We start from the raw sequence: 25,075 nt of genomic DNA on the forward strand, positions 1-25,075 counted from the left end.
CACACCCTGTCACCGCGATGTCACTTGTACGTAAGCGCAAACGCGGCCTGGCCCCGGAAGGTTCCCGTCCGGCGGGACGCGCCGGCGCCACGTCCCGCCACGGTACGCCCCGCCGGCCCCAACTCCGCGCCCAGGGGCGGCGGCGACCGGGGCGCGGCGCGGGCCGGTCAGCCGTCCTGGCTCATCCACCCCTCCATCACGGCCAGCAGGTGGTCGGGGTCGACCGGCTTGGTGACGTAGTCGGAGGCGCCCGACTCGATCGCCTTCTCCCGGTCGCCCTTCATCGCCTTGGCGGTCAGCGCGACGATCGGCAGCCCCGCGAACTGGGGCATGCGGCGGATCGCGGAGGTGGTCGCGTACCCGTCCATCTCCGGCATCATGATGTCCATCAGCACCACGGCCACGTCGTCGTGCTGCTCCAGCACCTCGATGCCCTCGCGGCCGTTCTCGGCGTAGAGGACGGCCAGGCCGTGCTGTTCGAGGACGCTGGTGAGGGCGAAGACGTTGCGGATGTCGTCGTCGACGATGAGCACCTTCTGGCCGTCGAAGCTCACCGGCTCGCGCGCCGGGCGCTCCTCCGGCGGCGCGTCCAGCGGCCGGCCCAGCGAGGTGGTGCGGGGCTGCGCCTGCCCGGTGCCGCCGTCCGTGGCGGCCGCCGCCTCCTCCGCCGCCCTGCGGCGCCGGCGGAAGAGGGAGACGGGCCCGTTGCGGGTGTCCTTCAGCGGCTCCGTGGGCACCGGTTCGGTGCTCTGCGGCTCCTGCCCTGCGGGGAGTTCACCCTTGGGCTCGACGGCCGGGGCGAGCTGCGCGTACCCCTGCGGCGGCAGTTCGGCCGGGTGCAGCGGCAGGTAGAGCGTGAAGGTGGAGCCGCGGCCCGGTTCGCTCGCCGCGTGGATCTCGCCGCCGAGGAGGCGGGCGATCTCCCGGCTGATGGAGAGGCCGAGGCCGGTGCCGCCGTACTTGCGGCTGGTGGTGCCGTCGGCCTGCTTGAACGCCTCGAAGATGACGCGCATCTTGCCCGAGGCGATGCCGATACCGGTGTCGGTGACGGAGAAGGCGATGAGCTCGGCGTCCGCGGCGGCCAGCGAACCGGCCTCCAGCAGCTGCTCCCTGATCGCGTCGGGGACGTCGGCGGCAGCGGGCCGGATGACCAGCTCCACGGCGCCGCTGTCGGTGAACTTCACCGCGTTGGAGAGGAGGTTGCGCAGGACCTGGAGGAGCCGCTGCTCGTCGGTGTGGAGGGTGGCGGGCAGCTCCGGGGAGACCCGGACGGAGAAGTCCAGCCCCTTCTCGGCGGTGAGCGGCCGGAAGGTGGCCTCGACGTAGTCGACCAGCTGGACCAGGGCGATCCGGGTCGGGCTGACGTCCATCTTGCCCGCCTCGACCTTGGAGAGGTCGAGGATGTCGTTGATCAGCTGGAGCAGGTCGGAACCGGCCCCGTGGATCGTCTCGGCGAACTCCACCTGCTTCGGGGAGAGGTTCCCCTCGGCGTTGTCGGCGAGCAGCTTGGCGAGGATCAGCAGCGAGTTGAGCGGGGTGCGCAGCTCGTGCGACATGTTGGCCAGGAACTCCGACTTGTACCGCATGGAGACGGCGAGCTGCTCGGCGCGCTCCTCCAGCACCTGCCGGGCGTCCTCGATCTCGGTGTTCTTGACCTCGATGTCGCGGTTCTGACGGGCCAGCAGCTCGGCCTTGTCCTCCAGTTCGGCGTTGGATGCCTGGAGCGCCCTCTGCCGGACCTCCAGCTCCTCGGAGCGGTCCCTCAGCTGCTCGGTCAGCTCCTGCGACTGCTTCAGCAGTTCCTCGGTCTTGGTGTTGACGCTGATGGTGTTGACGCTGGTCGCGATCATCTCGGCGAGCTGGCTCAGGAAGTCCCGCTGGATCTGCGTGAACGGCTGGAAGGCGGCCAGCTCGATCACGCCGAGCACGGTGCCCTCGAAGAGCAGCGGCAGCACGATCACATGGGCCGGCGGCGCCTCCCCGAGCCCCGAGGCGATCTTCAGGTACCCGGAGGGCACATGGTCGACGAGGATGGTCCGCTTCTCCTGCGCGGCGGCCCCGATCAGCGACTCACCGGGCTTGAACGCGGTCGGCATCGACCCCATCGAGTAGCCGTAACTCCCGATCATCCGCAGCTCGTACGCCTCCTCGCGGGCCTCCGCCGACAGGTCCGGGTCCTCCTCGGTGGGCGCGGCGATGAAGAACGCGCCGTGCTGCGCGGAGACCACCGGGGTCAGCTCGCTCATGATCAGCGAGGCGACGTCGGTGAGGTCGCGGCGGCCCTGCATGAGGCCGGAGATCCGCGCGAGGTTGCCCTTGAGCCAGTCCTGCTCCTCGTTGGCGAGGGTGGTGTCGCGCAGGTTGGTGATCATCGTGTTGATGTTGTCCTGGAGCGCCCGGATCTCACCGGCCGCGTCCACGTCGATCTTCAGCTGGAGGTCGCCGCGGGTCACCGCGGTGGCGACCGCCGCGATGGCGCGGACCTGGCGGGTGAGGTTCTGCGCCATCTCGTTCACCGACTCGGTGAGGTCGCGCCAGGTGCCGTCGACGTCGCGGACCCGGGCCTCACCGCCGAGCTGTCCCTCCGTACCCACCTCGCGGGCGACCCGGGTGACCTGCTCGGCGAAGGAGGAGAGCTGGTCGACCATGGTGTTGATGGTCGTCTTCAGCTCCAGGATCTCCCCCCGGGCGTCGATGTCGATCTTCTTGGTGAGGTCGCCCTTGGCGATGGCGGTGGTGACCATCGCGATGTTGCGGACCTGGCCGGTGAGGTTCTGGGCCATCGAGTTCACCGACTCGGTGAGGTCCTTCCAGGTCCCCGAGCTGCCGGGGACGCGGGCCTGGCCGCCGAGGATGCCCTCGGTGCCCACCTCGCGGGCGACGCGGGTCACCTCGTCGGCGAAGGACGACAGGGTCGTCACCATGGTGTTGACGGTGTCGGCGAGCTGGGCGACCTCGCCGCTCGCCTCGACGGTGACCTTCTTGGTCAGGTCGCCGTTGGCCACGGCGGTGGCGACGTGGGCGATGTTCCGCACCTGGCCGGTGAGGTTGTTCGCCATCGTGTTGACGTTGTCGCTCAGGTCCTTCCAGATGCCGGTGACGCCCGGCACCCGCGCCTGGCCGCCGAGGTTGCCCTCGGTGCCCACCTCACGGGCGACCAGCGTCACCTGCTCGGCGAAGTTGGAGAGCTGGTCGACCATGGTGTTGACGGTGGTGACCAGTTCGAGGATCTCGCCCTTGGCGTCGACGGTGATCTTCTTCGAGAGGTCGCCGCGCGCCACGGCGGTGGTGACCTCGGCGATGTTGCGGACCTGCATGGTCAGGTTGTTGGCCATGCTGTTCACCGACTGGGTGAGGTCCTTCCAGGTCCCGGAGACCCCGTCCACCTGCGCCTGGCCGCCGAGGATGCCCTCGGTGCCCACCTCACGGGAGACGCGGGTGACCTGCTCGGCGAAGGCCGAGAGCTGGTCCACCAGCGTGTTCAGGGTGTTCTTCAGCTCCAGGATCTCGCCCCGCGCGTCCACGTCGATCTTCTGCGACAGGTCACCCCGGGCGATGGCGGTGGCCACCTGGGCGATCTGGCGTACCTGCGCGGTGAGGTTGCCGGCCATGCCGTTCACCGAGTCGGTCAGGTCGCGCCAGACGCCTGCCACGCCGGGCACCTGCGCCTGGCCGCCGAGCCGTCCCTCGGTGCCCACCTCGCGGGCGACCCGGGTCACCTCGTCGGCGAAGGCGGAGAGCTGGTCGACCATCGTGTTGATGGTGTTCTTCAGCTCCAGGATCTCGCCCCGGGCGTCCATGCCGATCTTCTGCGACAGGTCGCCCTGGGCCACCGCCGTGGTGACCTGGGCGATCTGCCGCACCTGCGCGGTGAGGTTGCCGGCCATGAGGTTGACGGAGTCGGTCAGCTCCTTCCAGGTGCCGCTGACCCCGTCCACCTGGGCCTGACCGCCGAGGCGCCCCTCCGTACCCACGTCCCGGGCCATCCGCGTGACCTGGTCGGCGAAGGAGGAGAGCTGGTCCACCATGCGGTTCACGGTGTTCTTCAGCTGGAGCATCTCGCCGGAGACGTCCACCGTGACCTTCTGGGAGAGGTCGCCGTTGGCCACCGCCGTCGTCACCTGCGCGATGTTGCGCACCTGGCCGGTGAGGTTGCGGAAGGCGGTGTTGACCGAGTCGGTGAGGTCCTTCCAGGTGCCGGCCGCGCCCTGCACGGTGGCCTGGCCGCCCAGTTCACCCTCGACGCCGACCTCGCGCGCCACCCGGGTCACCTCGGCACCGAACGCCGAGAGCTGGTCGACCATGGTGTTGACGGTGTTCTTCAGCTCCAGCATCTCGCCGGAGACGTCCACCGTGACCTTCTGGGAGAGGTCGCCGTTGGCCACCGCCGTCGTCACCTGCGCGATGTCGCGCACCTGCGTGGTCAGGTTCCGGAAGACGGTGTTGACCGAGTCCGTCAGGTCCTTCCAGGTCCCGGCGGCGCCCGGCACGTTGGCCTGCCCGCCGAGCTGCCCCTCGACACCGACCTCGCGGGCGACGCGGGTGACCTCGTCGCCGAAGGTTCGCAGCGTCTCGGTCATCTGGTCGATGGTCTCGGCGAGTTGGGCCACCTCGCCGCGCGCGTTCACCGTCACCTTGCGGGACAGGTCACCGTTGGCGACGGCGGTGGTGACCTCGGCGATCCCGCGTACCTGCGCGGTCAGGTTGAAGGCCATGAGGTTCACCGAGTCGGTGAGGTCCTTCCAGACCCCGTCCACCCCGGGCACCCGCGCCTGCCCGCCCAGCTCACCCTCGGTACCCACCTCGCGGGCGACGCGCGTCACCTCGGAGGAGAACGACGACAGCTGGTCCACCATCGTGTTGACGGTGTTCTTGAGTTCGAGCATCTCGCCCGCGACGTGCACCGTCACCTTGCGCGACAGATCGCCCCGGGCCACCGCCGTGGTCACCAGCGCGATGTCCCGCACCTGCGCGGTCAGCCGGTACGCCATGGTGTTGACCGAGTCCGTGAGGTCCTTCCACGAACCGGACATGCCCCGCACCTGCGCCTGACCGCCGAGCTTGCCCTCGGTACCGACCTCGCTGGCCACCCGGGTCACCTCGTCGGTGAACCGCGACAACTGGTCGACCAGGTTGTTGACGGTCCGGCCGACCTTCAGGAACTCCCCGCGCAGTGGATGCCCCGAACCGTCCGGCGCCTGCGTCCGCAGCTCCATCCGCTGCTCCAGGTCACCGTCGGCGACCGCGGAGAGTACCCGGCCGACCTCGGAGACGGGGTGGACCAGGTCGTCGACGAGGGCGTTGGACGCCTCGATCGCCGAGGCCCACGAGCCCTCGCAGACCCCCGTCTCCAGCCGCTCCGTGAGTTTTCCCTCACGTCCGACCGTGCGCCGCACCCGCGACAGCTCTCCGGTCAGATGCAGATTGCGGTCCGCGACCTCGTTGAACAACGCGGCGACCTCGGCCATCACGCCGTCGCCGGTCACCGTCAGACGGCGCCGGAAGTTGCCGTCGCGCATCGCGGCCAGGGCGGACTTCAGGCGCTGGAGCTGGGCCGCGTCCACCTCGACCGTCCCTCCCCTGGAGGCACTTCGGGACCGCCCGCCCTGTCCGCGCGTGGTCGTGCTCCGCGCCGCTGCGCCAGACTCCACCGTGTCCCTCCCGCAAGGGTCGACGTACTGCAGGTTTGCCCGGGCCGTTGCCAGGAGCGTTCCCAGTGTTTCACCCCGGCCGAACCAGGCCATAACAGTTCGGCAGCTTCGCACACCGTCCGCACACCCTCCGAACCAAAACCGCGCGACCGGCATCCACCGGGACCGTGAAGGTAAGTAACCTGGCACCAGGCTGTCCAACCACCCCGGTATGCCCGGCCTGGGCGGTGGCACACGTACGTACGGGCATCGGAGGGGCGGCCGGAGGAATGGGACTGACGTTGCCCGGGGAACAGCCCCCGGCATCCGGGGCCGAGCACCCCGACCACGGGAGCCTGGACCCCGCCGACAACCGCACGAGGAGTTCTGTGATCACGGCGCGGGCCGCCCACACCTTCGAACCGGTCGGGCGCTCGGTGGCGGCCGCCCGCGCCTTCGTCCGCGACACCCTGCAGGGCTGGGGCTTCGGCGACGTCGTGGACGACGCCGTGGTCCTCACCAGCGAGCTGGTCACCAACGCCGTCGTGCACGCCGGCACCGCCGCCGAGGTGGTCTGCCTGCGCTCCGGCGACGGCGTGCGCATCGAGGTCTCCGACCGCTATCCCGAGCGCGAGATCCCGCTCCAGTCCGGCGGGGTGTCGATGGGCAGCCCGGACCGCGAGGGCGGCCGCGGCCTCCAGCTCTGCGCGGCGCTCGCCTCCCGCTGGGGCGTCGAGTACTCCCCCGCGCACAAGCACGTCTGGTTCCGGCTCGACCTGCCCGAGCGCCAGGTCGGCACCCGCACCGCCGGCCCCTCGGTCTCCACCGAACTGCTGCCGCTGGCCGACGAGCGGGTCCGGGTCGCGGTCATCCAGATCGACAGCGAGGGCGCCGTCTCCGCCTGGAACGACGACGCCCAGGAACTCTTCGGCTACCCGGCGAAGCAGATCATCGGCAAGCCGCTGACCGACTACGCCGCGTGGCCGCACACCCCCGGCACCAGCACCGGCATCGCCGAGGCCCTGCGCCTCTCCCGCTGGGAGGGCAGCTACGGAATCCGCGCCGCCGACGGCCGCGTCGTCCCCGTCTACGCCTCCCACCTGCGCGTCCGCGACCCGCAGGGCGAGCCCTCCACGGTCTGCCTGCTGGTCCGCGACGACGAGCGCGCCGTCCTCGCCACGCCGCAGCGCGGCGCCGCCCCGGAGTCCAGGCACCGCGCCGACGGCCAGGGCACCGACCCGTTCGAGACGTTCATCGGCTCCCCGGCCCCGGACGACCTCGACGGGCTGCTCCAGCGCACCGTGGAACGCTCCCGCGACATGCTCGACGGCGACGCGGCCTTCCTGCTGCTCGCCACCGACGACGAGACGGAACTGGAGGTCCGCGCCACCACCGGCCTGCCCTCCGCCCGCCAGCGGTTCGCCCGCGTCCCGGTCGACACCGGCTCCGGCCGGTACGGCACGGCCCGGATGCCCGCCGTCCACGAGGACCTGAGCGCCGTGCCGGGCGCCGTGCCGCTGCTGAACGGTACCGGGATGCGCTCCGTGGTGACGGTCCCGCTCAAGGTCGAGGGCCGCCTCACCGGTTCCCTCGGCGTCGCCGCGGAGGGCGCCGGCCGCTACTCCAACGAGGAGGCGCTGCGCCTGCAGTTCGCCGCCGACCGGATCGCGCTGGCCGTCGAGTCGGCCCGCCTCGGCGAGCTGGAGCGGCTGCGCCGCGGCTCGCTCTCCTTCCTCGTCGAGGCCTCCGACCTGCTCGCCGGCACCCTCGACCGGGACCAGACACTGGCGCTGATGGCCCAGATGACGGTCCCGACGCTGGCCACCTGGTGCGCCGTCTACACCATCGCCGACACCGCCTCCGAGCCGTACCTCTCCTACGTGCTGCACGAGGACGAGGAGCGCATCGACGGCCTCAAGGCCCTGCTGGGCCGCATCGACCCGCCCGAGCCGGTTCCCACGCCCGGCGCGCGGATCTGGCCCGCCCCGGCGCGCGCGGCGCACGAGGCGGCGCTCGAAGCCTCCGTGCGGAGCCTGGACGACGAGCCGCACCACCTGGGCTCGGGGATCGGCTCGACCCTCACCACGGCGGCCTCGGTCGGCGGCGAGACGGTCGTCCTGCCGCTGGTGGCCCGCAACCGCGTCATCGGCATGCTGGTCCTCGGCAAGCCCTCCGAGGACCACTTCCGCCAGGAGAACCTGGAACTGGCCGAGGACCTCTCCCGCCGGGCCGCCCTGGCCCTCGACAACTCCCGCCTGTACTCGGAGCGGATGGCGATCAGCCAGTCCCTCCAGCGCAGCCTGCTCCCGCCGGACATGCCCGAGGTCCCCGGCGTCGAGGTCGAGGTCATCTACCGCGCGGCCGGAGAGGGGAACGAGGTCGGCGGCGACTTCTACGACCTCTTCACCATCCCCGACGGTGCGTACGGCTTCGCCATCGGCGACGTCTGCGGCACGGGCCCCGAGGCGGCGGCCGTCACCGGCCTCGCCCGCCACGCCCTGCGCCTGCTGGCCCGCGAGGGCTACAGCGGCCCGGCCGTCCTGGAGCGCCTCAACAACGCTATCCTCGACGAGGGCGAACGCAGCCGCTTCCTCACCCTCCTCTACGGCGAGCTGCGCCCCCAGGAGGACGGCAGCGCCCTGCTGAAGGTGGTCTGCGCCGGCCACCCCCTCCCGCTGCGCCTGCGTCAGGACGGCTCCGTCGAGGCGGCCGCCGAACCCCAGCCCCTCCTCGGTGTCATGGACGACCTGGAGCTGTACGAGCAGACGGTGCGCCTGGAGCCGGGCGACGTCCTGCTCTGCGTCACCGACGGCATCACGGAGCGCCGCGAGGGCAGCCGCATGCTGGGCGACGACGGCCTGGCGGAGGTCCTGAAGGGCTGCACGGGGCTGACGGCCGGCGCGGTCGCGGCCCGCGTCATGCGCGCCGTCGAGCGGTTCGCCGCCGATTCCCCGTCGGACGACATGGCCATCCTGACGATGCGCGTCCCGGAACCCCAGCGGAACTGACGAACGAGGGGCCGGTTCCGACCGGCCCCTCCCCGCCCCAGCCCCACACACGCACGAGAAAGGCCCCCGCCCAATGGGCGGGGGCCTTTTCCTTGAGCCCCAAAACGGAATCGAACCGTTGACCTTCTCCTTACCATGGAGACGCTCTGCCGACTGAGCTATTGGGGCCGACTGCTGCTTTTCGCGGTGTTCCGCGTTGGCAACGAGAAGAAGCATACCTGAATTCGAGCGCCCCTCGCACCACCCCCCAGCGGCCGGAACTCAGGCCGGCTGGAGCAGCCCGCCCAGCGCGTTGCACGCCGACACCAACCGGTGCAGCCCCCGCCGCTCCGCCACCGGTACGAGCGGCAGCGCCAGGGTGTCGTCGGCGGCCCGCTCGGTCTCCGGCAGCCGTACGTCGCGCCAGTGCTCGGTGGTGCGGTGCAGCGGCGTCTGCACCGGCACGGAGCAGGCGACGCCCCTGGCCCGCAGCGCCCGCGCGAAGGCGTCCCGGTCGGGCCGGCCGTTCCCCGGCACCCGCACCACGTACTGCGTATAGGTGTGGTCCCGGTCCCGCTCGGGCGTCCCGACCCCGCGAAGCCGCTGGTCGAGATGGTCGGCGGCCCGCCTGCGCTCCGCCACGTCGGCGGGCTCCCCCACGGCGTCCCGCTCCTCCAGGACCAGCAGCCCGTGTCGCTTCCCGTGCCCCTTCAGCTGCCACAGGGGCGCGGAGCGCCCGAAGCGGTGCACGGCGACGATCGCGGCGGTACGGGGCCCGGTGACTGCGGCCACGGCCTCGGCATCCAGGCAGTAGGAGTGCGGGTCGATGTCGGCGAACACCGGCAGCGCGCCGGCGGCGACCACGGCTCCCGCGACGTCGGCCCGTCCGAAGGCCGGCACCACGACCTCGTCGCCCCGCCCGATCCCCGCGGCCCTCAGCATCTTCTCTGTCCCCATGCCGCACATGCTGGCGGCGGACGGTGAACGCGAGGTGACCGAAAACAAAAAAGTGGTGGTCCCCGGACCGAAATCCGGGGACCACCACTTTGAATAATAGTTCGGCGGCGTCCTACTCTCCCACAGGGTCCCCCCTGCAGTACCATCGGCGCTGTAAGGCTTAGCTTCCGGGTTCGGAATGTAACCGGGCGTTTCCCTCACGCTATGACCACCGAAACACTACGAAACACACCAGCAACCACAACCCACCTCTAGACAGGTATGTGATTGGTGTTCGTGGTTTCAGAACCAACACAGTGGACGCGAGCAACTGAGGACAAGCCCTCGGCCTATTAGTACCGGTCAACTCCACCCCTTACAGGGCTTCCATATCCGGCCTATCAACCCAGTCGTCTACTGGGAGCCTTACCCTCTCAAGGAGGTGGGAATACTCATCTCGAAGCAGGCTTCCCGCTTAGATGCTTTCAGCGGTTATCCCTCCCGAACGTAGCCAACCAGCCATGCCCTTGGCAGAACAACTGGCACACCAGAGGTTCGTCCGTCCCGGTCCTCTCGTACTAGGGACAGCCCTTCTCAATATTCCTACGCGCACAGCGGATAGGGACCGAACTGTCTCACGACGTTCTAAACCCAGCTCGCGTACCGCTTTAATGGGCGAACAGCCCAACCCTTGGGACCGACTCCAGCCCCAGGATGCGACGAGCCGACATCGAGGTGCCAAACCATCCCGTCGATATGGACTCTTGGGGAAGATCAGCCTGTTATCCCCGGGGTACCTTTTATCCGTTGAGCGACGGCGCTTCCACAAGCCACCGCCGGATCACTAGTCCCGACTTTCGTCCCTGCTCGACCCGTCGGTCTCACAGTCAAGCTCCCTTGTGCACTTACACTCAACACCTGATTACCAACCAGGCTGAGGGAACCTTTGGGCGCCTCCGTTACTCTTTAGGAGGCAACCGCCCCAGTTAAACTACCCATCAGACACTGTCCCTGATCCGGATCACGGACCCAGGTTAGACATCCAGCACGACCAGAGTGGTATTTCAACGACGACTCCACACACACTGGCGTGCATGCTTCACAGTCTCCCACCTATCCTACACAAGCCGAACCGAACACCAATATCAAACTGTAGTAAAGGTCCCGGGGTCTTTCCGTCCTGCTGCGCGAAACGAGCATCTTTACTCGTAATGCAATTTCACCGGGCCTATGGTTGAGACAGTCGAGAAGTCGTTACGCCATTCGTGCAGGTCGGAACTTACCCGACAAGGAATTTCGCTACCTTAGGATGGTTATAGTTACCACCGCCGTTTACTGGCGCTTAAGTTCTCAGCTTCGCCACACCGAAATGTGACTAACCGGTCCCCTTAACGTTCCAGCACCGGGCAGGCGTCAGTCCGTATACATCGCCTTACGGCTTCGCACGGACCTGTGTTTTTAGTAAACAGTCGCTTCTCGCTGGTCTCTGCGGCCACACCCAGCTCACCGAGTAAATCGGATCACCAGACATGGCCCCCTTCTCCCGAAGTTACGGGGGCATTTTGCCGAGTTCCTTAACCATAGTTCACCCGAACGCCTCGGTATTCTCTACCTGACCACCTGAGTCGGTTTAGGGTACGGGCCGCCATGAAACTCGCTAGAGGCTTTTCTCGACAGCATAGGATCATCCACTTCACCACAATCGGCTCGGCATCAGGTCTCAGACTATTGCCAGGCGGATTTACCTACCTGACGTCCTACACCCTTACCCCGGGACAACCACCGCCCGGGATGGACTACCTTCCTGCGTCACCCCATCACTCACCTACTACCAGCTCGGGCCACCGGCTCCACCACTTTCCATTCCCCGAAGGGTCCGGAACGGCTTCACGGGCTTAGCATCACTGGATTCAATGTTTGACGCTTCACAGCGGGTACCGGAATATCAACCGGTTATCCATCGACTACGCCTGTCGGCCTCGCCTTAGGTCCCGACTTACCCTGGGCAGATCAGCTTGACCCAGGAACCCTTAGTCAATCGGCGCACACGTTTCTCACGTGTGAATCGCTACTCATGCCTGCATTCTCACTCGTGAACCGTCCACAACTCGCTTCCACGGCTGCTTCACCCGGCACACGACGCTCCCCTACCCATCACAGCCTCCGTTGGGAGTATTGCTGCAATGACACGACTTCGGCGGTACGCTTGAGCCCCGCTACATTGTCGGCGCGGAATCACTAGACCAGTGAGCTATTACGCACTCTTTCAAGGGTGGCTGCTTCTAAGCCAACCTCCTGGTTGTCTCTGCGACTCCACATCCTTTCCCACTTAGCGTACGCTTAGGGGCCTTAGTCGATGCTCTGGGCTGTTTCCCTCTCGACCATGGAGCTTATCCCCCACAGTCTCACTGCCGCGCTCTCACTTACCGGCATTCGGAGTTTGGCTAAGGTCAGTAACCCGGTAGGGCCCATCGCCTATCCAGTGCTCTACCTCCGGCAAGAAACACACGACGCTGCACCTAAATGCATTTCGGGGAGAACCAGCTATCACGGAGTTTGATTGGCCTTTCACCCCTAACCACAGGTCATCCCCCAGGTTTTCAACCCTGGTGGGTTCGGTCCTCCACGACCTCTTACAGCCGCTTCAACCTGCCCATGGCTAGATCACTCCGCTTCGGGTCTAGAGCGTGCAACTCAAACGCCCTCTTCGGACTCGCTTTCGCTACGGCTTCCCCACACGGGTTAACCTCGCTACACACCGCTAACTCGCAGGCTCATTCTTCAAAAGGCACGCAGTCACGACGCACCGAGCAAGCTCGATGCGCGACGCTCCCACGGCTTGTAGGCACACGGTTTCAGGTACTATTTCACTCCGCTCCCGCGGTACTTTTCACCATTCCCTCACGGTACTATCCGCTATCGGTCACCAGGGAATATTTAGGCTTAGCGGGTGGTCCCGCCAGATTCACACGGGATTTCTCGGGCCCCGTGCTACTTGGGTGTCTCTCAAACGAGCCGCTGATGTTTCGACTACGGGGGTCTTACCCTCTACGCCGGACCTTTCGCATGTCCTTCGCCTACATCAACGGTTTCTGACTCGTCCCACGGCCGGCAGACCGTAGAAGAGAGATCCCACAACCCCGCATGCGCAACCCCTGCCGGGTATCACACACATACGGTTTGGCCTCATCCAGTTTCGCTCGCCACTACTCCCGGAATCACGGTTGTTTTCTCTTCCTGCGGGTACTGAGATGTTTCACTTCCCCGCGTTCCCTCCACACTGCCTATGAGTTCAGCAGCGGGTGACAGCCCATGACGACTGCCGGGTTTCCCCATTCGGAAACCCCCGGATCAAAGCCTGGTTGACGACTCCCCGGGGACTATCGTGGCCTCCCACGTCCTTCATCGGTTCCTGGTGCCAAGGCATCCACCGTGCGCCCTTAAAAACTTGGCCACAGATGCTCGCGTCCACTGTGCAGTTCTCAAACAACGACCAACCACCCACCACCCCGAGACATACATCCCGAGTTCACTGGGGCCGGCAACCGAAGAAACAGCCACATCGTGGCCGCTCCCTCAGACACCCAACAGCGTGCCCGGCCCAGCCGACCCATGACCTTGCGTTCCACGCCGAAGCAGTACTAGCAAAACCATCGAATCCACTGTGCCGAATAGTCAACGTTCCACCCATGAGCAACCAGCATCAGACGTTCGCCGATGAACTGGCCTCTGGACCACCAAGCCCGAGGGCCGGCAGTCAAGAAGTGCTCCTTAGAAAGGAGGTGATCCAGCCGCACCTTCCGGTACGGCTACCTTGTTACGACTTCGTCCCAATCGCCAGTCCCACCTTCGACAGCTCCCTCCCACAAGGGGTTGGGCCACCGGCTTCGGGTGTTACCGACTTTCGTGACGTGACGGGCGGTGTGTACAAGGCCCGGGAACGTATTCACCGCAGCAATGCTGATCTGCGATTACTAGCGACTCCGACTTCATGGGGTCGAGTTGCAGACCCCAATCCGAACTGAGACCGGCTTTTTGAGATTCGCTCCACCTCACGGTATCGCAGCTCATTGTACCGGCCATTGTAGCACGTGTGCAGCCCAAGACATAAGGGGCATGATGACTTGACGTCGTCCCCACCTTCCTCCGAGTTGACCCCGGCGGTCTCCCGTGAGTCCCCAGCACCACAAGGGCCTGCTGGCAACACGGGACAAGGGTTGCGCTCGTTGCGGGACTTAACCCAACATCTCACGACACGAGCTGACGACAGCCATGCACCACCTGTACACCGACCACAAGGGGGCGCCTGTCTCCAGACGTTTCCGGTGTATGTCAAGCCTTGGTAAGGTTCTTCGCGTTGCGTCGAATTAAGCCACATGCTCCGCCGCTTGTGCGGGCCCCCGTCAATTCCTTTGAGTTTTAGCCTTGCGGCCGTACTCCCCAGGCGGGGCACTTAATGCGTTAGCTGCGGCACGGACAACGTGGAATGTTGCCCACACCTAGTGCCCACCGTTTACGGCGTGGACTACCAGGGTATCTAATCCTGTTCGCTCCCCACGCTTTCGCTCCTCAGCGTCAGTATCGGCCCAGAGATCCGCCTTCGCCACCGGTGTTCCTCCTGATATCTGCGCATTTCACCGCTACACCAGGAATTCCGATCTCCCCTACCGAACTCTAGCCTGCCCGTATCGACTGCAGACCCGGGGTTAAGCCCCGGGCTTTCACAACCGACGTGACAAGCCGCCTACGAGCTCTTTACGCCCAATAATTCCGGACAACGCTTGCGCCCTACGTATTACCGCGGCTGCTGGCACGTAGTTAGTACGCTTCTTCTGCAGGTACCGTCACTTTCGCTTCTTCCCTGCTGAAAGAGGTTTACAACCCGAAGGCCGTCATCCCTCACGCGGCGTCGCTGCATCAGGCTTTCGCCCATTGTGCAATATTCCCCACTGCTGCCTCCCGTAGGAGTCTGGGCCGTGTCTCAGTCCCAGTGTGGCCGGTCGCCCTCTCAGGCCGGCTACCCGTCGTCGCCTTGGTGAGCCACTACCTCACCAACAAGCTGATAGGCCGCGGGCTCATCCTGCACCGCCGGAGCTTTACACCATCCACCATGCGGCAGACGGTCATATCCGGTATTAGACCCCGTTTCCAGGGCTTGTCCCAGAGTGCAGGGCAGATTGCCCACGTGTTACTCACCCGTTCGCCACTAATCCCCGCCCAAAAGCGGTTCATCGTTCGACTTGCATGTGTTAAGCACGCCGCCAGCGTTCGTCCTGAGCCAGGATCAAACTCTCCGTGAATGTGTACCCGCAATCGGGTGCAACAGACATGAGAGCGGTGCGACAAGGAGGAATAGTCCCTGTCGCACACAGCGTCCTCGCTGTTGTATTTCAAAGGAACCTCAACCAACCAGAAACCTGGCCGGTCGGGGTATCAACATATCTGGCGTTGACTTTTAGCACGCTGTTGAGTTCTCAAGGAACGGACGCTTCCTTTGTACTCACCCTCTCGGGCTTTCCTCCGGGCGCTTCCCTTCGGTATTTCGTTTCTCCGACTCTACCAGACTCTTTCGTGTCCGATTTCCTCGGTGCGTTTCCGGTTCCAGCTCCGCGTTTCCGCTTTGCTTTTCCCTTTCGGCGGTTCCGACTTTATCAGAGACTCTGAGTCGAAATTTCCACCTCTCCAGTTCCGCGTGGGCACACAGAGGTACGCCGCGCTTCCCGCTGGGGTGGAGACGTAAACGTACTGGAGCGGGGCTCCCCGATGCAAATCCGGGGAGCCCCGCTCCGTGGTGCGCCGTACGGCGGCTCAGACCTCGACGACGACCGGGAGGATCATCGGGCGCCGGCGGTAGTGGTCGGCGACCCACTTGCCGAGGGTCCGGCGCACCAGCTGCTGGAGCTGGTGCGGCTCGACCACGCCGTCCTGGGCCGACTTCTCCAGGACCTCCTGGATACGGGGGACGACGTCGGCGAAGCGCGCGTCGTCGATACCCGAACCGCGGGCCTGGATGTGCGGGCCGCCGGTGATCTTGCCGGAGCTGGAGTCCACCACCACGAAGACCGAGATGATGCCCTCGTCGCCGAGGATGCGGCGGTCCTTGAGCGAGGTCTCGGTGACATCGCCGACGGAGAGCCCGTCCACGTAGACGTAGCCCGCCTGGACCTTGCCGACGATCTTGGCGCGGCCGTCGACCAGGTCGACGACGACGCCGTCCTCGGCGATGACGATGTTCTGCGGCGGGACGCCGGTGAGGACGCCGAGTTCGGCGTTGGCCCGCAGGTGGCGCCATTCGCCGTGGACCGGCATCAGGTTCTTCGGCTTGCAGATGTTGTAGAAGTACAGCAGCTCGCCGGCCGAGGCGTGTCCGGAGACGTGGACCTTGGCGTTGCCCTTGTGGACGACGTTGGCGCCCCAGCGGGTCAGACCGTTGATCACGCGGTAGACCGCGTTCTCGTTGCCCGGGATCAGCGAGGAGGCCAGGATCACCGTGTCGCCCTGGACGATGCGGATCTGGTGGTCGCGGTTGGCCATGCGGGAGAGCGCGGCCATCGGCTCGCCCTGCGAACCGGTGCAGACCAGCACGACCTCGTCGTCCGGCAGGTCGTCGAGCGCCTTCACGTCGACGACGAGGCCCGGCGGCACCTTGAGGTAGCCGAGGTCGCGGGCGATGCCCATGTTGCGGACCATCGAGCGGCCGACGAAGGCGACCCGGCGGCCGTACTCGTGGGCGGCGTCCAGGATCTGCTGGATGCGGTGGACGTGGCTGGCGAAGCTCGCCACGATGATCCGCTTGTCCGCGTTGGCGAAGACGTTGCGCAGGACGTTGGAGATGTCGCGCTCGGGCGGCACGAAGCCGGGGACCTCGGCGTTGGTGGAGTCGGTCAGCAGGAGGTCGATGCCCTCCTCGCCGAGCTTCGCGAACGTCGGCAGGTCGGTGAGCCGCCGGTCCATCGGGAGCTGGTCCATCTTGAAGTCGCCGGTGTGCACCGCCATGCCCGCGGGCGTGCGGATGGCGACGGCCAGGGCGTCCGGGATGGAGTGGTTGACCGCGATGAACTGGCAGTCGAAGGGACCGATGCGCTCGCGGTGGTCCTCCGCCACCTCCAGCGTGTACGGCCGGATGCGGTGCTCCTGGAGCTTCGCCTCGATCAGCGCGAGCGTGAGCTTCGATCCGATCAGCGGGATGTCCGGCTTCTCGCGGAGCAGGTACGGGACGCCGCCGATGTGGTCCTCGTGGCCGTGCGTGAGGACGATGCCCTCGATGTCGTCGAGGCGGTTCCTGATCGAGGTGAAGTCGGGCAGGATCAGGTCGACGCCGGGCTGCTCCTCCTCGGGGAAGAGGACGCCGCAGTCGACGATCAGCAGCCGGCCGTCGTACTCGAAGACCGTCATGTTGCGGCCGATCTCGCCGAGGCCGCCGAGCGGTGTGACGCGCAGGCCGCCCTTGGGCAGCTTCGGCGGGGGGCCGAGTTCAGGGTGCGGATGACTCAAAAGATTCTCCCTACCACCCGCGCCACGTACCGGACGGCACGTGGCGCGGGTGTCGTTCGTGCTGGTGAAGTTGTGCGGTGGTGCTCCGGCGTACCGGTCGCGCTTATGCAGTTGTGAAGTCTGTGGACTGGAGCTGTACCCCGCCTGCGGCCAGGTCGATCGTCAGCTGCACAGTTTCCTCCGCCGACAGCTCGACCAGCGGCAGGCGCAGCGGGCCGCCGGGGAGTCCGAGCCGGTCGAGGGCGGCCTTGGTGGTGATGACGCCCTGAGTGCGGAACATCCCGGTGAAGACCGGGAGCAGCCGCTGGTGGATCTCGGTGGCCTTCTGGACGTCGCCGCTCAGGTGCGCCTCCAGGAGGGCGCGCAGCTCGGGGGTGACCAGGTGGCCGACGACCGAGACGAAACCGACCGCGCCCACCGAGAGCAGCGGAAGGTTCAGCATGTCGTCGCCGGAGTACCAGGCGAGGTCCGAGCGGGCGATGGCCCAGCTGGCGCGGCCGAGGTCGCCCTTGGCGTCCTTGTTGGCCACGATGCGCGGGTGCTCACCGAGGCGCACCAGGGTCTCCGTGTTGATCGGGACACCGCTGCGGCCGGGGATGTCGTAGACCATGACCGGCAGGCCGGTGGAGTCCGCGATCGCCGTGAAGTGGCGGTACAGGCCCTCCTGCGGCGGCTTGTTGTAGTACGGCGTGACCGTCAGCAGACCGTGGGCTCCGGCCGCCTCGGCGGCGCGGGCCAGCTCGATGCTGTGGCGGGTGTCGTTGGTACCGACTCCGGCGACGATGTGGGCCCGGTCGCCGACCGCGTCGAGCACGGCCCGGATCAGCTCGGTTTTCTCCGCGTCACTGGTGGTCGGGGACTCGCCGGTGGTGCCGTTGAGGACCAGTCCGTCGTTGCCGGCGTCCACCAGGTGGGTGGCGAGGCGCTGGGCGCCGTCGATGTCGAGCGCGCCGTCCGCCGTCAGAGGCGTGACCATGGCGGTGAGGACCCTCCCGAAGGGGGTCTGCGGAGTGGAGGTCGGAGCCATGGGTAACACGCTACTCGCTACACGGCGTGCGGTCCCCCCCAGGGCGATGTGACGAGCGTCGTCGGCGTGCCCCGTGGGGCGGACGAACGGCGCAAGGGGAGACAGAAGGGTCCGGTACTGCCTGCTCGGGGGTTCAAGCAGTACCGGACCCGTTTCATCAGGCTAGATGAACTTTCCGAAAAGCCGCAATACGGACACTTCAGATGGCTGGCCCGCAGGACGCCGCCGCAGCCTCAGGGGCCGACGCGGCCGTTCTTGTTGAAGGCGGCGTGCGCCAGCGGCATCAGCTCGGCCCAGCGGGCCTCCATCTCCTGGCCGACCATCTCGATCTCGCGCTGCGGGAAGGAGGGGACCGTCGCCAGCTCGTGCTGGGTGCGCAGGCTGAGGAAGTTCATCAGCGAGCGGGCGTTGCACGTCGCGTACATCGAGGAGTACAGGCCGACCGGCAGCGCGGCCCGGGCCACCTCGCGGGCGACGCCGCCCGCCAGCATCTCCTGGTACGCCTCGTACGCCTGGGTGTAGGTGTTCTCCAGGGTGCGGGCGGTCAGCTCGCGCTGCTCCTCGCTGCCCTCGACGAACTCGTACTTTCCGGGCCGGCCCTGCTGGACGAGTTTGCGGTCGGCGTCGGGGACGTAGAAGACAGGCTGGAGCTCCCGGTAGCGACCGGACTCCTCGTTGTACGACCACCCCACGCGGTGCCGCATGAACTCGCGGAAGACGAAGATGGGAGCACTGATGAAGAACGTCATCGAGTTGTGCTCGAAGGGGCTGCCGTGGCGGTCCCGCATCAGATAGTTGATCAGACCCCGGGAACGCTCCGGGTCCTTGCTCAGCTCGTCCAGGGACTGCTCACCGGCGGTGGAGACGCGGGCGGCCCACAGCACGTCCGTGTCGCTCGCGCTGTGCTTGACCAGTTGCACCGTGACGTCGCTGCGGAAACTGGGCTTGAGGTCTGGAGCAGGGGTGTCGCTCACCTGCGGGTCCTTCCATGGGGGTGTCGCTCGGGCGGCGCCCACTCTACGACCCGGCACCGACAATCGGCCGTTCGGAGTCCTGCGCCGACAATCTTCAGCGAATTCGGCGATAAGGGGCACCGATCCGGGCCGCCGATCGTCTTACCTTGCAGAGACGTACTTCACGTCCCGCACCGCCACGACCGCACACGATCTCCGAGGAGAAGCGCCTTACATGTTCCGTCGGCGAGAGCCCGTTCCGTTCGCCTTCATCGCCGAGGCTGAGAAGTTCCGCAGCAATGTCACCCCGCCGCCCAGGGAGCGTTCCTCCAAGGGCCAGCGGGTCGGCAGCACCCTGATGGGGCTGACCGTGGTGGCCGGGCTGGTCGGTGCCCTGCTCATCGGCATGCCCGCCCTGTCGCCCGAGCAGTCGGCCGTCCAGCACCAGAAGTCCGAGGCATCCGAGGGTCGCTGAGCCGACCCGGGGACCCTGGAGTGGTCGGGGTGCGGCACTCTCGGTAGCCTCACCGGGCACCACCCCCCAGTGTGCTTGAGTGAGGACCAGCCGTGCCCCTTGCCTTCCTGACGGCCGACCGTGCATTCGACGAGGCCGCGGACGACGCCCCGCTCCCCTACGACGACCGGGACCAGTGGCGGCGACCGTACCGCCCCGGCCCCTGGCGGGTCGGGGCGGCGGCGATACTGCTGCTGCTGGCGTCGTTCGTCCTGGTCAGCGCCGTGATCATCGCGGCTGCCGGTGGTATGTCCGGGGCGGCGGTGACCGGCGCCCTGGGGCTCGCCGTGGTCGCCTCCGCCCTGCGGCTGCTGCGCATGGGCGTCTGGGTCAACGCCACCGGCCTGCGCCACGTCCGCTTCTTCCTCACTCGGACGACGCCCTGGAACCGGGTGCGGGCGGTCCGCACCGCGCAGCGCCCCGTGAAGTGGCTGGCGCTCCCCCGCACGGTGCAGGGGCAGGCACTGGAGCTGGTCGTCCGGGAGGGCGCCACCGAGCCGGCCGTCCTGCTCACCGACCACAACGCGGACTTCCTCTCCCGCACGGAGGCGTTCGACCGCGCCGCCGACACCGTGGAGGTCTGGGCGTACGAGTACGCGCCCGCCGCACGCGGCTGAGGAGCACATGCGAAGGGCCCCGGAGGAACGGTCCTCCGGGGCCCTTCGCATGTGCTCAGCCCTGATCGGGGACCGGGCGGCCGGCGTGCAGGGCGATCGCGCGCTGCATCGCCTTACGGGCCCGGGGCGTGTCCCGGGCGTCGTGGTAGGCGACGGCCAGCCGGAACCAGCAGCGCCAGTCGTCCGGGTGGTCCTCGGTCTCGGCGCGGCGGCGGGCGAAGACCGCGTCGGCGGAGGCCCGGTCGACGCGGCCGCTCGGGGTGCGGACCAGCTCGTCCACGGGGAGTCCGCCCTCGGCCTCCAGCTCGGCGGCGAGCCGGTTGGCCCGCTGGACGAACTGGGTGTTCTTCCAGAGGAACCAGACGCCGATCACCGGAAGCACCAGCACGGCCACCCCGAAGACAATGGTCAGCGGGGTGCCGTGCCGGATGAGCAGCACGCCGCGGCTGCCGACCAGGACGAAGTAGACGACCAGGACGAGGGCCGTGACGAGGTAGGTGATCTTTGCGCGCATGGGGTCAGCCCGGTCAGTTCAGGTCGAGGAAGTGTTCCAGGCCGAAGGTGAGCCCCGGAGCGCTCCCCACCCGCCTGGCGCCGAGCAGGATGCCCGGCATGAAGCTGCTGTGGTGCAGCGAGTCGTGGCGGATCGTGAGGGTCTCACCCTCGCCGCCGAAGAGGACCTCCTGGTGGGCGAGGAGGCCCCGCAGCCGCACCGCGTGCACCGGGACTCCGTCCACGTCGGCGCCGCGCGCCCCGTCCAGCGCCGTCGCCGTGGCGTCGGGCTGGGCGGGGAGCTGGGCCTCGGCGCGGGCGGCGGCGATCAGCTGGGCGGTGCGGGTGGCGGTGCCCGAGGGGGCGTCGGCCTTGTTCGGGTGGTGGAGCTCGACGACCTCCACCGACTCGAAGTAGCGCGCGGCCTGCTGGGCGAAGGCCATGGTGAGGACGGCGCCGATGGAGAAGTTGGGCGCGATGAGGACGCCGGTGCCCGGGGAGGCGTCGAGCCAGCCGCGCAGGGCGGCGAGGCGCTCGTCGGTCCAGCCGGTGGTGCCTACCACGGCGTGGATGCCGTTACCCACGAGGAACTCGAGGTTCTCCATGACGGAACCGGGGGTGGTCAGCTCCACCGCGACCTGGGCCCCGGCATCGGTGACCGCCGACAGCGCGTCGCCGCGGCCGAGCGCCGCCACCAGCTCCATGTCCCCGGCCGCCTCGACGGCGCGTACGGCCTCGGAGCCGATGCGGCCCTTGGCGCCCAGCACGGCCACCCGCAGCTTGTCGCTCATTGCTTCGTTCCTCTTCTCGGTGGTTCAGGCGACCACGTCGTGCAGGCGCGCGGCCTGCTTGTCCTTGAGCGGCCCGATGACGGAGAGCGAGGGCCGCTGTCCCAGGATGTCGCGGGCGACCTCGCGGACCTCGTCCGGGGTGACCGCCGAGATCTTCGCGAGCATGTCGTCGACCGACATCTGCTCGCCCCAGCACAGCTCGCTCTTGCCGATGCGGTTCATCAGGGCGCCGGTGTCCTCCAGGCCGAGGACGGTCGACCCGGCGAGCTGGCCGATGGCGCGGCTCACCTCGTCGTCGCTGAGGCCGCCGCCGGCGACCGCGTCGAGTTCGTCGCGGCAGATCCGCAGCACGTCGTCGACCTGGCTGGGCCGGCAGCCCGCGTACACGCCGAAGAGGCCGCAGTCGGCGAAGCCCGAGGTGTACGAGTACACGCTGTAGGCCAGTCCCCGCTTCTCGCGGACCTCCTGGAAGAGGCGGGAGGACATGCCGCCGCCGAGGGCCGCGTTGAGCACGCTCATCGCCCAGCGGCGGTCGTCGGTGCGGGCGAGGCCGGGCATGCCGAGGATGACGTGGGCCTGCTCGGTGCGGCGGTTGAGCACCTCGACCTTGCCGTTGGCGCGCAGGGTGCGGCTGCCGGCGCGCGGCGCGGTCGGCTCCGCGTCGGTGCGCTCCAGGGCTCCGGCGCGGTCGAAGGCGGCGCGGACCTGGCGGACGACGCGGGCGTGGTCGACGTTGCCGGCGGCGGCGACGACCAGGCGGGTCGGGTCGTAGTGCCGCTTGTAGAAGCGGGCGATCTGGTCGCGGCCGAGGGCGTTGATGGTGTCGACGGTGCCGAGGACGGGGCGGCCCAGCGGGGTGTCGCCCAGCATGGTGTGGGCGAACAGGTCGTGGACGCAGTCGCCCGGGTCGTCCTCGGTCATCGCGATCTCCTCGAGGATGACGCCGCGCTCGGCGTCGACGTCCTCGGGGGCGATCAGGGAGCCGGTGAGCATGTCGCAGACCACGTCGATGGCGAGCGGCAGATCGGTGTCGAGCACCCGTGCGTAGTAGCAGGTGTACTCCTTCGCCGTGAAGGCGTTCATCTCGCCGCCGACCGCGTCGATCGCGGCGGAGATGTCGAGGGCGCTGCGCTTCTCGGTGCCCTTGAAGAGGAGGTGTTCGAGGTAGTGGGTGGCGCCGTTGAGCGTCGGGGTCTCGTCGCGGGAGCCGACGTTGACCCAGATGCCGAAGGTGGCGGAGCGGACGGAGGGCAGGGTCTCGGTGACCACGCGCAGTCCGCCCGGGAGGGTGGTGCGGCGGACGGTACCGATGCCGTCCTTGCCCTTGAGCAGCGTTTGGGTACGGGCGACGGCCCGCGCCGGGGTGGCGCGGGCCGTCGTCCGGGAGGTGCGGGACGTCACGAGGAGGCGTCGTCCTTCTCGTCCTCGCCCTCGATGACCGGGATCAGCGAGAGCTTGCCGCGGGAGTCGATCTCGGCGATCTCGACCTGGACCTTCGCGCCGACGCCGAGGACGTCCTCGACGTTCTCCACGCGCTTGCCGCCGGCGAGCTTGCGGATCTGCGAGATATGCAGCAGGCCGTCCTTGCCCGGGAGCAGGGAGACGAAGGCACCGAAGGTGGTGGTCTTGACGACCGTACCCAGGTAGCGCTCGCCGACCTCCGGCATGGTCGGGTTGGCGATGCCGTTGATCGTGGCGCGGGCGGCCTCGGCGGCCGGGCCGTCGGCGGCACCGATGTAGATGGTGCCGTCGTCCTCGATCGTGATGTCGGCGCCGGTGTCCTCCTGGATCTGGTTGATCATCTTGCCCTTGGGGCCGATGACCTCGCCAATCTTGTCCACGGGGATCTTGACGGTGATGATCCGCGGGGCGTTGGGGGACATCTCGTCCGGGACGTCGATGGCCTCGTTCATCACATCGAGGATGTGGAGGCGGGCGTCGCGGGCCTGCTTCAGCGCGGCGGCCAGGACCGAGGCGGGGATGCCGTCGAGCTTGGTGTCGAGCTGGAGCGCGGTGACGAAGGTCTTGGTGCCGGCGACCTTGAAGTCCATGTCACCGAAGGCGTCCTCCGCACCGAGGATGTCGGTGAGGGTGACGTAGTGCGTCTCGCCGTCGATCTCCTGGGAGATCAGGCCCATGGCGATACCGGCGACGGGGGCCTTGAGGGGCACACCGGCGTTCAGCAGCGACATGGTGGAGGCGCAGACGGAGCCCATCGACGTGGAGCCGTTGGAGCCGAGGGCCTCGGAGACCTGGCGGATCGCGTAGGGGAACTCCTCGCGGGTCGGCAGGACCGGGACCAGGGCGCGCTCGGCGAGGGCGCCGTGGCCGATCTCGCGGCGCTTCGGGGAACCGACGCGGCCGGTCTCGCCGGTGGAGTACGGCGGGAAGTTGTAGTTGTGCATGTAGCGCTTGCGCGTCACCGGGGAGAGGGTGTCGAGCTGCTGCTCCATGCGGAGCATGTTGAGGGTGGTGACGCCCAGGATCTGGGTCTCGCCACGCTCGAACAGCGCCGAGCCGTGCACGCGCGGGATGGCCTCGACCTCGGCGGCGAGCGTACGGATGTCCGTGACGCCACGGCCGTCGATGCGGACCTTGTCCTTGATGACGCGGCGGCGGACCAGTTCCTTGGTCAGCGCGCGGTAGGCCGCGGAGATCTCCTTCTCGCGGCCTTCGAACTGCGGGAGCAGCTTCTCGGCGGCGACGGCCTTGACGCGGTCCAGCTCGGCCTCGCGCTCCTGCTTGCCGCCGATGGTCAGCGCCTGGGCCAGCTCGGACTCGACGGCGGCCTTGAGGGCCTCGAACACGTCGTCCTGGTAGTCCAGGAAGATCGGGAACTCGCCGGTGGGCTTGGCGGCCTTGGCGGCCAGGTCGGACTGGGCCTTGCAGAGCGCCTTGATGAAGGGCTTGGCGGCTTCCAGACCGGCGGCGACGACCTCTTCGGTCGGGGCGGCGGCGCCGTCCTTGACCAGCTGGATCGTCTTCTCGGTGGCCTCGGCCTCGACCATCATGATCGCGACGTCACCGTCGTCGAGCACCCGGCCGGCGACGACCATGTCGAAGACGGCGTCCTCCAGCTCGGTGTGGGTCGGGAAGCCGACCCACTGGCCGTTGATCAGGGCGACACGGGTGCCGCCGATCGGGCCGGAGAAGGGCAGGCCGGCCAGCTGCGTGGAGCAGGAGGCGGCGTTGATGGCGACCACGTCGTAGAGGTGGTCGGGGTTGAGCGCCATGATCGTCTCGACGATCTGGATCTCGTTGCGCAGGCCCTTGCGGAAGGAGGGGCGCAGGGGCCGGTCGATCAGGCGGCAGGTGAGGATCGCGTCCTCGGAGGGCCGGCCCTCACGGCGGAAGAAGGAACCGGGGATCTTCCCGGCCGCGTACATCCGCTCCTCGACGTCCACGGTCAGCGGGAAGAAGTCCAGCTGGTCCTTGGGCTTCTTGGAAGCGGTGGTGGCCGACAGCACCATGGTGTCGTCGTCCAGGTACGCCACGGCGGAGCCGGCGGCCTGCTTGGCCAGGCGGCCCGTCTCGAAGCGGATGGTGCGGGTGCCGAAGGTGCCGTTGTCGATGACGGCCTCGGCGTAGTGGGTCTCGTTCTCCACTCGCGTGCTCTCCTCGTCTTCGTCCCTGG

At 67.7% G+C, this 25,075-nt stretch carries 12 protein-coding genes, 1 tRNA gene and 3 rRNA genes; 3 read left to right on the forward strand and 13 right to left on the reverse strand.

Annotated elements, in window-relative coordinates; translation table 11 throughout:
• Positions 1-167 precede the first annotated feature (167 nt).
• A complete protein-coding gene (locus OIM89_RS05940; protein WP_030699040.1) occupies positions 168-5,564 on the reverse strand; it encodes a HAMP domain-containing protein in 5,397 nt (1,798 codons plus the stop codon).
• Positions 5,565-5,920: 356 nt separating this feature from the next.
• Between OIM89_RS05940 and OIM89_RS05945 the strand changes: the two genes are divergently transcribed.
• Positions 5,921-8,638, forward strand: a complete 2,718-nt coding sequence (locus OIM89_RS05945; RefSeq protein WP_374118799.1) for a SpoIIE family protein phosphatase — start codon at positions 5,921-5,923, stop codon at positions 8,636-8,638.
• Positions 8,639-8,733: 95 nt separating this feature from the next.
• On the opposite strand, the gene OIM89_RS05950 is transcribed toward OIM89_RS05945, so the two are convergent.
• The 8 genes from OIM89_RS05950 to thyX all read right to left on the reverse strand — a co-directional run bounded on the left by OIM89_RS05950 (position 8,734) and on the right by thyX (position 19,048).
• Positions 8,734-8,806: transfer RNA gene (locus OIM89_RS05950), tRNA-Thr, on the reverse strand.
• Between the two features lie 93 nt (positions 8,807-8,899).
• Positions 8,900-9,559: a DegT/DnrJ/EryC1/StrS family aminotransferase gene (locus OIM89_RS05955; RefSeq protein WP_047471804.1), complete on the reverse strand. Its 660-nt coding sequence runs from the start codon at positions 9,557-9,559 to the stop codon at positions 8,900-8,902.
• A gap of 114 nt (positions 9,560-9,673) precedes the next feature.
• Positions 9,674-9,790 (reverse strand): 5S ribosomal RNA (gene rrf, locus OIM89_RS05960).
• Positions 9,791-9,886: 96 nt separating this feature from the next.
• Positions 9,887-13,007 (reverse strand): 23S ribosomal RNA (locus OIM89_RS05965).
• A 321-nt stretch (positions 13,008-13,328) separates the two neighbouring features.
• Positions 13,329-14,853 (reverse strand): 16S ribosomal RNA (locus OIM89_RS05970).
• Together the 16S, 23S and 5S rRNA genes form the textbook arrangement of a ribosomal RNA operon.
• A gap of 508 nt (positions 14,854-15,361) precedes the next feature.
• Positions 15,362-17,047, reverse strand: a complete 1,686-nt coding sequence (locus OIM89_RS05975) for a ribonuclease J (protein ID WP_030699522.1) — start codon at positions 17,045-17,047, stop codon at positions 15,362-15,364.
• 103 nt (positions 17,048-17,150) lie between these two features.
• Positions 17,151-18,074 carry a 4-hydroxy-tetrahydrodipicolinate synthase gene (gene dapA, locus OIM89_RS05980; RefSeq protein WP_008410177.1) on the reverse strand — a complete coding sequence of 308 codons (924 nt, stop codon included), beginning with the start codon at positions 18,072-18,074 and terminating at the stop codon, positions 17,151-17,153.
• A 233-nt stretch (positions 18,075-18,307) separates the two neighbouring features.
• Complete coding sequence (gene thyX / locus OIM89_RS05985; protein ID WP_264491056.1) at positions 18,308-19,048, reverse strand: FAD-dependent thymidylate synthase; 741 nt, start codon at positions 19,046-19,048, stop codon at positions 18,308-18,310.
• A 214-nt stretch (positions 19,049-19,262) separates the two neighbouring features.
• On the opposite strand from thyX, the gene OIM89_RS05990 reads away from it, so the two are divergent.
• Both OIM89_RS05990 and OIM89_RS05995 read left to right on the forward strand, forming a co-directional pair.
• Entirely contained in the window at positions 19,263-19,502 is a 240-nt protein-coding gene (locus OIM89_RS05990) for a hypothetical protein (RefSeq protein ID WP_030699525.1), read from the forward strand.
• 92 nt (positions 19,503-19,594) lie between these two features.
• On the forward strand, positions 19,595-20,158 hold the full coding sequence (locus tag OIM89_RS05995; RefSeq protein ID WP_033240533.1) for a hypothetical protein: 564 nt from the start codon (positions 19,595-19,597) through the stop codon (positions 20,156-20,158).
• A gap of 55 nt (positions 20,159-20,213) precedes the next feature.
• On the opposite strand, the gene OIM89_RS06000 is transcribed toward OIM89_RS05995, so the two are convergent.
• The 4 genes from OIM89_RS06000 to OIM89_RS06015 are packed head-to-tail and all read right to left on the reverse strand — an operon-like array spanning position 20,214 to position 25,046.
• Entirely contained in the window at positions 20,214-20,672 is a 459-nt protein-coding gene (locus OIM89_RS06000; RefSeq protein ID WP_030699527.1) for a tetratricopeptide repeat protein, read from the reverse strand.
• Between the two features lie 13 nt (positions 20,673-20,685).
• The gene (dapB, locus tag OIM89_RS06005; protein ID WP_030699528.1) at positions 20,686-21,441 is read right to left on the reverse strand and encodes a 4-hydroxy-tetrahydrodipicolinate reductase; all 756 of its coding nucleotides are present in this window, start codon (positions 21,439-21,441) and stop codon (positions 20,686-20,688) included.
• Positions 21,442-21,465: 24 nt separating this feature from the next.
• Entirely contained in the window at positions 21,466-22,842 is a 1,377-nt protein-coding gene (locus OIM89_RS06010; protein ID WP_030699529.1) for a M16 family metallopeptidase, read from the reverse strand.
• Entirely contained in the window at positions 22,839-25,046 is a 2,208-nt protein-coding gene (locus OIM89_RS06015) for a polyribonucleotide nucleotidyltransferase (RefSeq protein ID WP_030699530.1), read from the reverse strand. Before OIM89_RS06015 ends, OIM89_RS06010 begins: the two co-directional genes overlap by 4 nt.
• Positions 25,047-25,075: the final 29 nt, after the last annotated feature.

The organism is Streptomyces sp. BI87, from assembly GCF_025957665.1.
Lineage (GTDB): Bacteria > Actinomycetota > Actinomycetes > Streptomycetales > Streptomycetaceae > Streptomyces > Streptomyces albidoflavus.